Annotated in this window: 13 protein-coding genes; 3 read left to right on the top strand and 10 right to left on the bottom strand. The window is 73.1% G+C overall.

All coding sequences use genetic code 11. The features are described 5' to 3' along the window. The 3 genes from efeO to E8D37_RS13035 all read right to left on the bottom strand — a co-directional run bounded on the left by efeO (position 1) and on the right by E8D37_RS13035 (position 3026). On the bottom strand, positions 1 to 1209 hold the full coding sequence (efeO, locus tag E8D37_RS13045; RefSeq protein ID WP_240770407.1) for an iron uptake system protein EfeO: 1209 nt from the start codon (positions 1207 to 1209) through the stop codon (positions 1 to 3). A 102-nt stretch (positions 1210 to 1311) separates the two neighbouring features. After that, positions 1312 to 2184 carry an iron uptake transporter permease EfeU gene (efeU, locus tag E8D37_RS13040; protein ID WP_136570218.1) on the bottom strand — a complete coding sequence of 291 codons (873 nt, stop codon included), beginning with the start codon at positions 2182 to 2184 and terminating at the stop codon, positions 1312 to 1314. Between the two features lie 116 nt (positions 2185 to 2300). After that, entirely contained in the window at positions 2301 to 3026 is a 726-nt protein-coding gene (locus tag E8D37_RS13035; protein WP_240770406.1) for a DsbA family oxidoreductase, read from the bottom strand. A 119-nt stretch (positions 3027 to 3145) separates the two neighbouring features. Between E8D37_RS13035 and E8D37_RS13030 the strand changes: the two genes are divergently transcribed. Both E8D37_RS13030 and E8D37_RS13025 read left to right on the top strand, forming a co-directional pair. After that, on the top strand, positions 3146 to 4102 hold the full coding sequence (locus E8D37_RS13030) for an ATP-binding cassette domain-containing protein (protein WP_136570217.1): 957 nt from the start codon (positions 3146 to 3148) through the stop codon (positions 4100 to 4102). Beyond that, on the top strand, positions 4099 to 4926 hold the full coding sequence (locus E8D37_RS13025; RefSeq protein ID WP_136570216.1) for an ABC transporter permease: 828 nt from the start codon (positions 4099 to 4101) through the stop codon (positions 4924 to 4926). The genes E8D37_RS13030 and E8D37_RS13025 overlap by 4 nt, the downstream gene beginning before the upstream one ends. Before the next feature lie 95 nt (positions 4927 to 5021). On the opposite strand, the gene ilvC is transcribed toward E8D37_RS13025, so the two are convergent. The 5 genes from ilvC to E8D37_RS13000 all read right to left on the bottom strand — a co-directional run bounded on the left by ilvC (position 5022) and on the right by E8D37_RS13000 (position 9912). Continuing rightward, positions 5022 to 6050, bottom strand: coding sequence for a ketol-acid reductoisomerase (ilvC, locus tag E8D37_RS13020; RefSeq protein ID WP_136570215.1), 1029 nt, complete (start codon positions 6048 to 6050; stop codon positions 5022 to 5024). Positions 6051 to 6163: 113 nt separating this feature from the next. After that, positions 6164 to 6709: an acetolactate synthase small subunit gene (ilvN, locus tag E8D37_RS13015; protein ID WP_136570214.1), complete on the bottom strand. Its 546-nt coding sequence runs from the start codon at positions 6707 to 6709 to the stop codon at positions 6164 to 6166. Then, entirely contained in the window at positions 6709 to 8469 is a 1761-nt protein-coding gene (locus E8D37_RS13010) for an acetolactate synthase large subunit (protein ID WP_346763592.1), read from the bottom strand. The genes ilvN and E8D37_RS13010 overlap by 1 nt, the downstream gene beginning before the upstream one ends. Positions 8470 to 8767: 298 nt before the next feature. Continuing rightward, positions 8768 to 9496, bottom strand: a complete 729-nt coding sequence (locus E8D37_RS13005; protein WP_206055743.1) for a VOC family protein — start codon at positions 9494 to 9496, stop codon at positions 8768 to 8770. Continuing rightward, positions 9493 to 9912 carry a VOC family protein gene (locus tag E8D37_RS13000; RefSeq protein WP_136570212.1) on the bottom strand — a complete coding sequence of 140 codons (420 nt, stop codon included), beginning with the start codon at positions 9910 to 9912 and terminating at the stop codon, positions 9493 to 9495. Before E8D37_RS13000 ends, E8D37_RS13005 begins: the two co-directional genes overlap by 4 nt. A 68-nt stretch (positions 9913 to 9980) precedes the next feature. Between E8D37_RS13000 and E8D37_RS12995 the strand changes: the two genes are divergently transcribed. Then, complete coding sequence (locus E8D37_RS12995; RefSeq protein WP_136570211.1) at positions 9981 to 10661, top strand: Pr6Pr family membrane protein; 681 nt, start codon at positions 9981 to 9983, stop codon at positions 10659 to 10661. 264 nt (positions 10662 to 10925) lie between these two features. On the opposite strand, the gene E8D37_RS12990 is transcribed toward E8D37_RS12995, so the two are convergent. Together E8D37_RS12990 and E8D37_RS12985 are read right to left on the bottom strand one after the other, a co-directional pair. Continuing rightward, positions 10926 to 12038: a S66 peptidase family protein gene (locus E8D37_RS12990; protein WP_206055742.1), complete on the bottom strand. Its 1113-nt coding sequence runs from the start codon at positions 12036 to 12038 to the stop codon at positions 10926 to 10928. 4 nt (positions 12039 to 12042) lie between these two features. Beyond that, complete coding sequence (locus E8D37_RS12985; protein ID WP_240770405.1) at positions 12043 to 13311, bottom strand: aminotransferase class V-fold PLP-dependent enzyme; 1269 nt, start codon at positions 13309 to 13311, stop codon at positions 12043 to 12045. Between the last annotated feature and the right edge of the window lie 18 nt (positions 13312 to 13329).

Below are 13329 nucleotides of genomic sequence, written 5' to 3'. Positions count from 1 at the left end.
TCAGGAGAGTACTGCCGCGGTCAGCTGGCTCAGGGGCTCGGACAGGGCGTTGACCGCGTCGGAGAGCTCCTTGACCTGCGCCTGGGTGAGGTCGTCGTAGCTGACGAAGTCGTCACCGGTGCGGTACTGGGCGAGCAGGTCGTCCATCTGCTGGAAGCGGGTGCGCAGCGAGGCGGCGAGCTCGGGGTCCTTGGTCTCCAGGATCGGGGCGACGCCCTCGAAGCCGACCCGGGCGCCGTCGACGTTGGCCTGGAAGTCGTAGAGGTCGGTGCGCGACCAGTACTCCTCCTCGCCGGTGACCTTGCCGGTGGCGACCTCCTCGAGCAGGCCGCGCGAGCCGTTGGCGATCTGGTCGACCGTGTAGGTCAGCTTCTGCACACGCTTGTCGAGGGTCTCGGTGTTCGCGAGCAGGTCCTCGGCGTAGTAGGTGCGCTCCTTGGTGGTCAGCGCGGTGTAGTTCTTGGCGCGCTCGGGCCACAGGTCCTTCTCGATGCGGTGCCAGCCGGTCCACTCCTCGCCGGCGGTGAGGTCGGCCTCGCGCAGGTCCATCTCGGGGTCGAGGTCGCCGAAGGACTCGGCCACGGTCTCGATGCGCTCCCAGTGGGTGCGGGCCAGCGGGTAGAGCGCGCGGGCCTCGTCGTCCTCGCCGGCCTCGTAGAGCGTCACGAACTTCTTCGTGGCCACGAGGAGCTGGTCGGACTGGTCCTTCACGTACGCCGCGTAGTTGCTGACGGCGTCGTCGATGAGCTGCTGCTCGTCGGCGGAGACCTCGACCTCCTCGTCGGACTCCTCGACGGTGAAGTCGGAGCGGATGCCCTCGCCGACCATGCCCGGCTTGCAGGCGGTCAGGTAGTCGCCGGCCGCGGCGTTGAGCACGAGCTGGCGGGTGGCCTGCGGGCCGATGTTCTCGATCTCGCCCTTGATGGTGAGCCCGTCGGAGGCGAGCAGGTAGAACTCGGTGACCTCGTCGCCGGTGTTGGTGACGTTGAACGTGACGGTGCCGGCGGGCACGTCGTCGGTCGACACCTCGCAGCTGTCCGCGTCCGAGGTGACCGTGACGGTCCGCCCGTCGTCGTCGCTCTCGGCGGACGGCACGGCCTCGGTGCAGGCGGCCAGCACCGGGACGGTGAGGGCCAGGGCGGACACCAGGGCCAGGTTCCGGGCCGACTTCCGGGCCATCTTTCGGGCCATCTTTCGGGCAGGGGTCATCGCGTGACGGCGCATCGCAGGTTCTCTCTCAGGGAAGGGAGGGACGGGAGGTGCGGGGAGAAGAGGGGGACGACGGGTGCCGGCCCCTGCGCGGCGGGCGGGTCAGGCCGCGGCGCGCTGCTGGGGCTCGGCCTGCGCCGCCGGAGCGGGCTGGACGGGCCGGCGGACCCGACGCACGAAGAGCGTCAGGACCGGCACCACGTAGGCGACCCAGACGATCGCCTCGAGCCACGTGGTCTGCGGGGAGAAGTTGAAGACGCCCTTGAGCACGGTCCCGTACCAGGAGCCGGCGCTCACGACGTGCGAGACGTCGAAGGCGAAGGTGTTGAGGCCGGGCAGGACACCGGCCTCCTGGAGGTCGTGCACGCCGTACGACAGGACGCCGGCGGCCACGAAGATGAGCAGCGCGCCCGTCCAGGTGAAGAAGCGCGTGAGGTTGATGCTGATCGCGCCCCGGTAGAGCAGGTACCCGAGGACGACGGCCGTGGCGATGCCCAGCAGGGCGGCGATCACCGGCGTGGCGGTCTGCTCCCCCAGCGCCGAGCCGGTGGCCTGGCGGGTGTTGGACCACAGGATGAGCGTCGTCTCGAGGCCCTCGCGACCCACGGCGAGGACCGCCACGAGGACGAGGCCCCAGCCGGAGCCGTGCGCGGCGGCGTCCACCTGGCCGCGGAGCTCGGTGCCGATGGTGCGGGCCGCGCCGGCCATCCAGAAGATCATCCAGGTCACGAAGCCCGCGGCGACGATCGACAGCGAGCCGCCGATGATCTCCTGGGACTGGAAGGTGAGCTGGCGGCCCAGCAGGCCCAGCCCCACGGTGATGGCGACGCAGACGCCGATCGCGATGGCCACGCCCACCCAGATCCGGGGAAGCAGGTGCGAGCGGCCCGACTTCACGAGGTAGGCCACCAGGATGGAGACCACCAGGGTCGCCTCGAGGCCCTCGCGCAGACCGATCAGGAAGTTGCCCAGCATGGGAGGACCATAAGCCATGCAGCGTAGGTAAGCCTAACCAAGATGAGGTTCGCCTTACCTCGGTCCCGACTCGCCGGGACCCAGGTCCCCCGAGGCGGGGTCCGACAGCGCGGGGGTCAGATCGCGCAGCCGTCGGGGCCGCAGGCCTCCGCCCCCGTCTCCGCGCCCAGGGGCGTGAGCACCGGGTGCGAGGCGTCCCAGGCCTGCTGGAGCGCGGAGGCGAACAGCTCGGTGGGCTGGGCGCCGGAGATCCCGTAGGCCCGGTCGATGACGAAGAACGGGACGCCGGTGGCGCCGTAGCGTCGGGCCGCGTCGACGTCGGCCCACACCTGCGAGCGGAACTCGTCGGAGGCCAGCACGGCGTCGACGCGCGCGGCGTCGAGGCCGGCGGCCAGGGCCTCGGCACGCAGCACGGCGTGGTCGCCGACGTCCTCGGCCCGCTCGAAGTAGGCCGAGAGCAGCCGCTCCTTGAGGTCGCCCTGGACAGCCGCGCCGCCCTCGGCCAGCGCCAGGTGCAGCAGCCGGTGGGCGTCGACGGTGTTGGTGTGGACGTTCTCGAAGATCCGGAAGTCCAGGCCGACCTCGGCGGCGGTGTCCTTGACGTGCTGCATCATCTGCCGCATCTCGGCCTCGCTGCGACCGTACTTGCGCGAGAGCGTCGTCAGGGTCGACTCGTGGCCGTGCTGGGGGGCGGTCGGGTCCAGCTCGAAGGAGCGGTACACCACGTCGACCTCGTCGGCGTGCTCGAAGTCGGCCAGGGCCGCCTCGAGGCGACGCTTGCCGATGAAGCACCAGGGGCAGACGACGTCGGACCAGATCTCGATCTCCACGAGGGTGCTCAACCCCGGTGCGTCCCGGGGTGTTCCCCGAGACGACCCCGGGAACGGACCACCCCGGTCGGGGGTCGGCCCCCGTCGTCCACCCGATGTGGCGCCCTGCCGCACGGCGGTGGGATGGGCCCATGATCGTCATCGACGGACTCACCAAGCGCTACGGCGGGCACACCGCCGTCGACCACGTCTCCTTCACGGCCCGCCCCGGGCGGGTCACCGGCTTCCTCGGGCCCAACGGGGCGGGCAAGTCCACGACGCTGCGCGTCCTGGCCGGGCTCACGCCCGCCACCTCCGGCAGCGCCACCGTCCTCGGTCGCCCCTACCACCGGCTGCCGAACCCGGGTCGGGAGATCGGCGTCCTGCTCGACGCCTCCGCCCAGCACGCGGGCCGGACCGGACGGGAGGTCCTCCGGGTCGCCACCCTCACCATGGGCCTCCCCCGCACCCGCGTCGACGAGATGCTCGACCTCGTCGGCCTCACCCAGGACGAGGCGTCCCGCCGCATCCGCGACTACTCCCTCGGCATGCGCCAGCGCCTCGGCCTCGCGCACGCGCTGCTGGGCGACCCCGGGGTCCTCGTGCTCGACGAGCCGGCCAACGGCCTGGACCCGGCCGGCATCCGCTGGATGCGCGACCTGCTCGCGGGCTACGCCGCCGACGGCGGCACCGTCCTGCTCTCCAGCCACCTGCTGCACGAGATCGAGGTCGTCGCCGACGACATCGTGGTCATCGGGCGGGGCCGGATCGTGGCCGGCGGCACCAAGGAGGAGCTGCTGGCCGGGTCGGGCACGCTCGTGCGGTGCGCCGAGCCGGGTCTCCTGGCCGAGGCCCTGAGCGGTGCGGGCCACCACGTGGAGCGGGTGGACGCGGGTGACGCGACCGCGGGTCTGCGCACCGACGCCGACCCGACCGCCGCGGGCCTCGTCGCCCTGGCGGCGGGCCTGGCCCTCACCGAGCTGCGGGCCGACGACGGTGCCGGCCTCGAGGAGATGTTCCTCCAGCTCACCGCCGACACCCAGCGCGAGACCACCACCCCGGCGACGAGCCCGTCCCCGACCCGTCCGACCGCAGGAGCAGCAGCATGAGCGCCACCAGCAGCACCCTCACCACCGCGACGGGCAGGGCCGGCGCGGTCGCTGGCCACCGGACGGCGCCGCCCGCCATCGGGTTCGGCCGGCTCCTCGTGGTCGAGGCCCGCAAGATGGTCGACACCCGCGCGGGCGCCTGGCTGGTGATCGCCATCGCCGTCGCCTCCGTGCTGGCCAGCGTCGCGGTGATCGCCTGGGCGCCGGAGGAGATGGTCGACTACAGCAGCTTCGCCACCGCGGTGGGCATCCCCATGGCGATCATCCTGCCGGTCATCGCCATCCTGTCGGTGACCTCGGAGTTCAGCCAGCGCACCGGCCTGGCGACCTTCACCCTCGTGCCGCACCGCGGCCGGGTGGTGGCCGCCAAGCTCGTGGACGCCCTCGCCGTCGGCGTCCTCGGCATGGTCGTGGCCGCCGGCGTGGGCGCGATCGGCAACCTCGTCGGCGCCGCGGTCGTGGGCGTGGACCCCGTCTGGGACGTCTCGCTCGCCGAGTTCTCCGCCATCGTGCTCGGCAACGTGCTCGGCGTCCTCGTCGGCTTCATGCTCGCCACGCTCCTGCGCAGCACCGCTGCCGCGATGGTCGCCTACCTCGTCTACGGCTACGTGCTGGTGGGGCTCACCACGGTGCTCGCCGCGGCGCAGCCCTGGTTCGCCGACGCCCAGCCGTGGGTCGACTTCAACTACCACCAGGGCAACCTGTTCGAGGGCTTCCCGGCGACCGGCGAGGGCTGGGCCCAGCTCGGCGTCACCGCGGCCGCCTGGCTCGTCCTGCCCCTCGCCCTGGGCCTGTGGCGCCTGGGCCGGGCGGAGGTCAAGTAGCGGCCGCGAACCCCCTCGACGACGCCGGCCCCGCACCCTCCAGGAGGGTGCGGGGCCGGCGTGCGTCAGGCGGGTGCCGTCAGGCGGGTGCGGGCTCAGCGAGCCGCGTGACCCTCGACGTAGTCGGTGTCGTGGCTCTTGACCCACGCCATGAGCTTGCGCAGCTCGCGGCCGGTCTTCTCGATCGGGTGCGACTCGCCGGCCTCGCGGAGCTTCTTGAACTCCGGGGAGCCCGCGTCCATGTCGTCGATGAAGCGCTGCGCGAACACGCCGTCCTGGATGTCCTTGAGGACGGCCTGCATGTTCTCCTTCACCTGCGGGGTGATGACCCGCGGGCCGGAGACGTAGTCACCGAACTCGGCGGTGTCGGAGATCGACCAGCGCTGCTTGGCGATGCCGCCCTCGTACATGAGGTCGACGATGAGCTTGAGCTCGTGCAGGCACTCGAAGTAGGCGACCTCGGGCTGGTAGCCGGCCTCGATCAGGGTCTCGAAGCCGTACATGATCAGCTGCGACGCGCCACCGCAGAGGACGGCCTGCTCACCGAACAGGTCGGTCTCGGTCTCCTCGGTGAAGGTGGTCTTGATGCCGCCGGCACGCAGGCCACCGATCGCCTTGGCGTAGGAGAGGGCCAGCGGCCACGCGCCGCCGGTCTCGTCCTTCTCGACGGCGACGAGCACCGGGACGCCCCGGCCGTCGACGTACTCGCGGCGCACGAGGTGGCCCGGGCCCTTGGGGGCGACCATGAAGATGTCGACGCCCTCGGGAGCGGTGATGTAGCCGAAGCGGATGTTGAAGCCGTGGCCGAAGACCAGGGTCTTGCCCGGCTTGAGGGCGGGGGCGATCTCCTCGGCGTACACCTTGCGCTGGTGCTGGTCCGGGGTCAGGATCACGATCACGTCGGCCCAGGCGGAGACCTCGGCCGGGGTGCCGACGGTGAGGCCCTCGGCCTCGGCCTTCGGGGTGGACTTCGAGCCCGGCTGGAGGCCGATCCGGACGTCGACGCCGGAGTCGCGCAGCGACAGCGAGTGGGCGTGGCCCTGGCTGCCGTAACCGATCACGGCGACCTTCTTGCCCTGGATCAGGGACAGGTCGGCGTCGTCGTCGTAGAACATCTCAGCCACGGGGGCTTCTCCTTCTTGGGTGTGCTTCTGGGTTCGTTTCCTGGGCCAGGTCTGGCTCAGGGGGCCGGCCGGCGGGCGCCGGGCCAGCGTGTGCTGGCGCGCAGCAGGCGGGGTCAGACCGCCTGCGCCGGCGGGGGCGCGGGGATGGCGACCGGCTTGAGGCTGCGCTCGGAGACCGAGCGCGCACCGCGGCCGATGCCGACCATCCCCGACTGGACGATCTCACGGATGCCGAAGGGCTCCAGCACCCGCAGGAAGTCGGCGATCTTGCCGGCGTTCCCGGTGATCTGGATGGTGAGGGCGTCGGTGGCGACGTCGATCACCTTCGCGCGGAACAGCTGGACGGTGTCCAGCACCTGGCCGCGGGTCTCGGGGGTGGCCGAGACCTTGACCAGGACGAGCTCGCGGGTCACGGACTGCTCGGGGTCGAGCTCCACGATCTTGATGACCTCGACGAGCTTGTTGAGCTGCTTGGTCACCTGCTCGAGGGGCAGCGACTCGACGTTGACCACGATCGTCATCCGGGAGATCTCCGGGTGCTCGGTCGGGCCGACGGCGAGGCTGTCGATGTTGAAGCCGCGGCGGCTGAAGAGGCCGGCGATGCGGGCCAGGACGCCGGGCTTGTCCTCGACGAGGACGGACAGGGTGTGCTTGGTCATCAGATCGCGTCCTCGTCGAACTCGGGGGCCAGGTCGCGGGCGTACTGGATGTCGTCGTTGGAGGCGCCGGCGGCGACCATCGGCCACACCATCGCGTCCTTGTGGACCCGGAAGTCCACGACGACGGGCACGTCGTTGATCTCCATCGCCTTCTCGATGGTGGCGTCGACGTCCTCGGGGCGGTCGCAGGCCAGGCCCACGCAGCCGTAGGCCTCCGCCAGCTTCGGGAAGTCGGGGATGCGGACCGGGCCACCGTGCTTCTGCAGGTTGGTGTTGGAGTACCGCTGCTCGTAGAACAGGGTCTGCCACTGCCGGACCATGCCCAGGTTGTCGTTGTTGATGATCGCGACCTTGATCGGGATGTTCTCGATCGCGCAGGTCGCGAGCTCCTGGTTGGTCATCTGGAAGCAGCCGTCGCCGTCGATCGACCAGACGGTCGCGTCGGGGCGGCCGACCTTGGCGCCCATCGCCGCGGGCACGGAGAAGCCCATGGTGCCCAGGCCACCGGAGTTGATCCAGGTGTTGGGGTTCTCGTAGCCGATGAACTGCGCGGCCCACATCTGGTGCTGGCCGACCCCGGAGGTGAAGACCGTCTCAGGGCCCGAGATCTGGCCGAGGCGCTGGATCACCGACTGCGGGGAGAGCTTGCCGGCGGGCGGCTGCTCCCAGCCGAGGGCGTACTTCTTCTTGATCCCGGCGAGGAAGCCGATCCACTGCTCGTAGTCGCCGGTCTGACCGTTCTCGGCCGCGGCCTGGAGCGTGACGACGAGGTCGCTGATGACCTCGCGGGCGTCCCCGACGATCGGGACGTCGGCGTGCCGGTTCTTGCCGATCTCGGCCGGGTCGATGTCGGCGTGGATGACCAGCGCGTGCGGGGCGAAGTGCTCGAGGTTGCCGGTGACCCGGTCGTCGAAGCGGGCGCCCAGGCTGATGATCAGGTCCGACTTCTGCAGCGCGGCCACGGCGGCGACCGTGCCGTGCATGCCGGGCATGCCCAGGTGCTGCGGGTGGCTGTCGGGGAACGCGCCCCGGGCCATGAGCGTGGTGACGACCGGGATGCCGGTCAGCTCGGCCAGCACCCGCAGCTCCTTCGCGGCGCGGGCGCGGATCACGCCGCCGCCGACGTAGAGGACCGGGCGCCGGGCGTCCCCGATGAGGCGGGCAGCCTCGCGGATCTGCTTGGCGTGCGGACGCGTGACCGGGCGGTAGCCGGGCAGCTGGAGCTCGGTGGGCCAGGTGAACGAGGTCGTCGCCTGGAGCGCCGACTTCGCGATGTCGACCAGGACGGGGCCGGGGCGGCCGGTCCGGGCCAGGTGGAACGCCTCGGCGATCTTGGTGGGGATCTCCAGCGGGTCGGTCACCAGGAAGTTGTGCTTGGTGATCGGCATCGTGATGCCGCGGATGTCCGCCTCCTGGAAGGCGTCGGTGCCGATGAGGGCGGCGCCGACCTGACCGGTGACGGCGACCATCGGCACGGAGTCCATGTGCGCGTCGGCCAGCGGGGTGACCAGGTTCGTCGCGCCCGGGCCGGAGGTCGCCATGCAGACGCCGACCTCGCCCGTGGCGGCGGCGTAGCCCTGCGCGGCGTGGCCGGCGCCCTGCTCGTGGCGCACCAGGATGTGCCGCACCGAGGAGTCCATCAGCGGGTCGTACGCCGGGAGGATCGCTCCCCCGGGGATGCCGAAGATGTTCCGCGCCCCGGCCGCCTCCAGCGACTTGACCAGGCTCTGCGCGCCCGTGATCTCGCTCATGCCCTGCACTTCCTTGCCCTCACCTTCGTGTCCCGGCCGATCGAGTCACGCTCGTCGGCCGCGTCCTGTCCTCGTGCTGAACCCACAAAAAATCCCCCCGGCCATCGGCTGCGAGGGGTGACGCGCGCGCTGAGCGTGGATCGGGCTCAGGCTGCGCGCCGCGTGGATACGAGAAGGAACAGTCGCATGTCGCCACGGTAACGCCCCTGCTTCGTCCCCACCATGCCGCGCCCTCTGTTGTCCCAGGATGCAAGACGGTCCTCTCGCATCGTGAACGGCGTCACGTCGCCCGCGAGCGGTGGAGCCGTCACTCCCCGCGCCCGTGCCACGTGGTCAGGCAGGCCCGGTTGCCCTGGGCGTCCGCGAGGACCCAGAACGCCGGCGCCCGACCGTCCGAGACCATGGTGCCACCCGCCGCCAGCGCGGCCGCGATCCGTTCCTCGACCTCCTCCGGGGGCACGCGGACGTCGAGGTGCCACCGCTGCGGCACGCTCGCGGCCGTGCCCGGACCACCCGGCGCGGGGCACGGCTGGAACCACACCAGCGGGAGGGCTCCCCCGGGATCGACGACCTGCACCTCCACCCCCTCCTCGTGCTCCACCCGCTCGACCCGCCCCTGGAGCACCGCCGCCCAGAACGGGGCGACCTCCTCGGCGTCCCACGTGTCCAGGGCCAGCTCCAGCCGGCGCAGCGCCTCGGGCTCCGCGACCAGGCCCGTCTCCGCGGCGAGCTCGGAGATCTCCCGGGCCAGGAGCACGTCACGCACCGTGAGGCCGCCGACGTCGTGGCTGACCAGGCCGATCTCGACGTGCCCGTACCGCAGGTCGACGTCCGGGTGGTGGTGGGCGGCGTCGGCCAGCCGGGCGACCTCGGCGACGAAGGCGGCGCCGACGCCGAAGGAGCCCGTGCGGTAGCGCACGCGCAGCACCCCGAGCAGCGGCCGCCAGCCGGAGAGACCGGCGGCGTCCACCTGGCTCGTGCCCCAGACCTCGCGCTCGTCGGGGCCGGGCCGGCCGGAGGCCTGCTGCCCGCTCACGGCAGCACCGAGAGCCCGATCGGACCCGGGTTGTGGGCGACCTCCCAGCGGAAGCCGTCCGGGTCGGCGAAGTAGCCGGTGTAGCCGCCCCAGTCCCGGGCCACCGGCACGGACACCATCGCGGCGCCCGCGGCGCGCGCCTCGGCCAGCACGGCGTCCACCTCGCCCGGCGTCGCCACGTTGTGCGCCAGGGTGAGCGGCGCGACGCCGGGGCCGGTGCGCGGCGCCTCGCCGATCTCGGCGGTGAACGCCTCGGCGTCCCACAGCGAGAGCACGAGCCGCTCCCCCGCGCGGATCATCAGCACCTCCCCCGGCACGAACAGCTCGGGCTCCCAGCCCAGGCCGTCCACGTAGAAGCGTCTGCTGGCCTCCACGTCGGCGACGGCGAGCGTGACGAAGCTGATGCGTGCGTCCATGTCCGCGACCTTCCCACCGCGCCCGGACCGCCGCCACCCTCCTGCCCCACCCACTAGGTTGCTGCCCCGTGACCTCCACGAGCGGCCCCGCCCGGCTTCCCCGACGGCTGGCCCGACTGCCCCGCGTCCTCCACACGCTCACCGCCGTCGTCGCCACGGCCGCCCTCGTGCTCCAGCTCGTGCTGGTCCTCACCGGCGCGGCGGTCCTGGACGAGGCCTCCGCCCCTCCGCTGGGCCTGGCGCTGCTGCGGTTCGTCGCCTACTTCACGATCCAGTCCAACGTGCTGGTCGCGGTGGCCTCGTGGACGCTGGTGCGCGACCCGGCCCGCGACGGGCTGCGCTGGTGGCGCGGGCTGCGCCTGGCCGGTCTGGTGGGGATCACGGTGACCGGGGTCGTGCACTTCCTGCTGCTGCGGCCGCTGCTGCACCTCCAGGGGGCCAGCTGGCTGGCCGACAAGGCCCTGCACGTCGCGGTGCCGGTGCTCGCGCTGCTGGCGTTCGTCGCCGTCGGTCCCCGGCCCCGGGTGGACCGCCGGGCCGTGGGCGTCGCCGTCGGCTGGGCGGTCGCGTGGCTGGTCGTGACGCTGACCTACGGCCGGCTCACCGGCTGGGTGCCCTACCCGTTCCTCGACGTCGACGAGAACGGCTGGGGCGGCGTGGCCGTCGTCTGCGCCGGGATCACCGTCTTCTTCCTGGCGCTGTGCGCGCTGGCCGCCCTGGTGGACAGGCGACTGCGTCCCCGGCCGTGAGCCCGACGCTTCCCTGGCCCGCCTCAGCGGGCTGCTGGGCGGTGCGTGAGCAACCGAGCTGCTGCCCGCGCAGGTTGGTGACACACCGCCAGTCCGTGGCCGGCTGGTGGGCGGTGCCTGAGCAACCCAGTTGCCGCCCGATCAGGTTGCTGACACACCGCCACTCCCCGGCCCGCCGATCAGCGGTGCCTGAGCAACCGAACCGCCGCCCCAGCACGTTGCTGACACACCGCCCCCGGTCGGCCGGCCAGCGGCCGCCAGGCGTCACCAGGTCTGCGAGACCACCCGGGCGGCGGGGTCGACCTCGGCCCACGCGCCCGCGACCCAGGACGCGAACGGCTGGGTGTGCCCGTAGTCCACGTCCCTCACGACGGGCAGGTCCCGGCCCGCGGGCGTGCGCAGCCCCGCCAGCGCGTCCGCCACGGCGTCGGCCTGGGTGAACGCGGGCGAGTCCGGTGCCGGCGTCCGGCCCACCAGCACTCCGTTCGCGTGCTCGAACCAGCCCGCGAGCCGCAGCCCGTGCAGCGCCCGGGCCACGTCGAGGGCGGCGTGCTCGGCGGCCTCGACCAGCACCACGGTCCCCTCCGGCGCGTGCTCGCGGGCCCAGCCGCGCACGTCGCCGTAGGGGGTGCCGGCCAGGTGGGCGACGGTCTCCAGGCACCCGCCGACCAGCCGACCCGCGAAGGGCCCGGGCAGGGGCCCCTCACTGGGCGTGACCCAGTCGGTCGTGGCGTCCAGCGTCATGACGGCCACCCCGGGGTCACCGCGGTAGTCGTCCCAGCCCTCGCGCCGGGTCCTGCCGGGCGAGGTCTGCGTCAGCGGCCCGTCGGCGGGGTCGTGCTCGAGGACGTCGAGCCAGCCGACCAGCCCGTCGGGCACCGTGTAGGGGGTGTCCATCAGGTTGTGCCCGTGCAGGGTCGCCCAGCCCAGGCGCGTGGTGAGCGGGAGCATGAGGGTGGTGAGGTCGGAGTAGCCGACGACCCACGTGGGCTCGGCGGACGCCAGGGCGTCCCAGTCGAGCAGCGGCAGGAGGTCGATGCCCAGCTCACCGCCCCAGGGCGGGACGATCGCCGCCACCGCCGGGTCCAGCAGCATCCCCATGAGCTCGGCCGCCCGGGCCTCGCGCGGCGCGGAGACCACCGGGTCGCCGTCGGTGAGCAGGCACTCGCCCAGCCGGACGTCGTAGCCACGGGCGGCGACCACCTCCACGGCCGCGCGCAGCCGCGCCGCCATGGCAGGCGCCACGCCGGCCGAGGGGGCGGTGACGCCGACGACGTCCCCCGGTCGCAGGGGCCGGGGCACGCGCAGGGACGACGGCGGGGTGGGCGGGGTGGGCGGGGACGGCGGGGTGGGCGGGGACGGCGGGGTCGGGCTCACCGGCTCAACCTAGGTGGGCGAGGACCTCCGCCGCAGCCGAGATCCCCGCCTCGACCTCGGCGAACGAGGTCGACAGCGGCGACAGGCCGACCCGCAGCCCGTCGGGCTCGCGGTGGTCGGGCAGGACGTCCCGCTGCCACAGCGCCGCCACGACCTCCCGCATCCGCGGGTGGGTGAGCGTCACGTGCCCGCCGCGCCGGGCCGGGTCGGCCGGGGAGCCGAGCCGGGCCTGCGGGAGCAGGCGCCCGGCGACGTCGGTCGCGAAGGAGGTGAGGGCCACGGACTTGGCACGCACCGCGTCGATGCCCACCTGCTCGAGCAGGTCGAGCATGTCGACCAGGGGCTGCATCGCCAGGACCGGCGGCGTGCCGGCCACGAGCCGGCGCACGCCGGGGGCGGGCTCGTAGCCCGGGCCCATGGCGAAGGGGTCGGCGTGCCCCATCCACCCCGTGACCGGCTGGGCCAGCACGTCGTGGTGCCGCGCGGCCACGAAGGCGAACGCGGGGGCGCCCGGGCCGCCGTTGAGGTACTTGTAGCCGCACCCGACGGCGAGGTCGACGCCGGTCGCGTCCAGGTCGACGGGCAGGACGCCGGCCGAGTGCGAGAGGTCGAGCACCAGCAGGGCCCCGACCTCGTGGGCGACCTCCGCGATCCCGGCGACGGGCACCACCCACGCGGAGCGGTAGGCGACGTGCGAGAGCAGGACGGCGGCCGTCCGGTCCCCGGTCACCGCCGCGACGTCGTCGTCGGTGACGCCGGCCGCCGGGTCGCTCGGCTCCACCCACACCAGGCTGAGCCCACGAGCGCGGGCGACGGACTCGGCGACGTACCGGTCGGTCGGGAAGTCGTCGGTGGCCACGACCAGCTCGGTGCGGCCCGGGCGCAGCGAGCAGGCGGCGTGGAGGAGCTTGTAGAGCTGGACCGTGGTGGAGTCGCCCACCACCGTCTGACCGGGCCCGGCGCCCAGCACGACCCGGCCGAGCCGGTCGCCGAGCGTGGTCGGCAGGTCCGTCCACCCGCCCTCGCCGAGGTCGCCCCAGCCGCGGATGAGCCGGCCGCCCCACTCCTCCTGCACGAAGGTCGCCATCCGGCCGGCGCTCACCCGGAGCGGTCGGCCGAGGCTGTTGCCGTCGAGGTAGACCAGCGACCCCTCGCTGCCCACGAAAGCCGAGCGGTGGCCGGCGAGCGGGTCGGCGGCGTCCAGCGCGGCCGCCGAGGCGCCCGGCACGACGGCGGGGACCGGGACGGCGGAGGGGACGGGTCGGGTGCTCACGTCCCTGTTCTAACCCGC

Source organism: Nocardioides sp. GY 10127 (assembly GCF_004919085.1).
Classification (GTDB): Bacteria; Actinomycetota; Actinomycetes; order Propionibacteriales; family Nocardioidaceae; genus Nocardioides.
This window is presented reverse-complemented; position numbering and strand designations above follow the sequence as displayed.

What these genes read in the sequence shown, in the direction of transcription:
- E8D37_RS13030 (WP_136570217.1), top strand. Translation starts at nt 3,146, where the DNA reads ATGATCGTCATCGACGGACTCACCAAGCGCTACGGCGGGCACACCGCC.
- ilvN (WP_136570214.1), bottom strand. Translation starts at nt 6,709, where the DNA reads ATGACCAAGCACACCCTGTCCGTCCTCGTCGAGGACAAGCCCGGCGTC.
- efeU (WP_136570218.1), bottom strand. Translation starts at nt 2,184, where the DNA reads ATGCTGGGCAACTTCCTGATCGGTCTGCGCGAGGGCCTCGAGGCGACC.
- E8D37_RS13025 (WP_136570216.1), top strand. Translation starts at nt 4,099, where the DNA reads ATGAGCGCCACCAGCAGCACCCTCACCACCGCGACGGGCAGGGCCGGC.
- E8D37_RS13000 (WP_136570212.1), bottom strand. Translation starts at nt 9,912, where the DNA reads ATGGACGCACGCATCAGCTTCGTCACGCTCGCCGTCGCCGACGTGGAG.
- efeO (WP_240770407.1), bottom strand. Translation starts at nt 1,209, where the DNA reads ATGACCCCTGCCCGAAAGATGGCCCGAAAGATGGCCCGGAAGTCGGCC.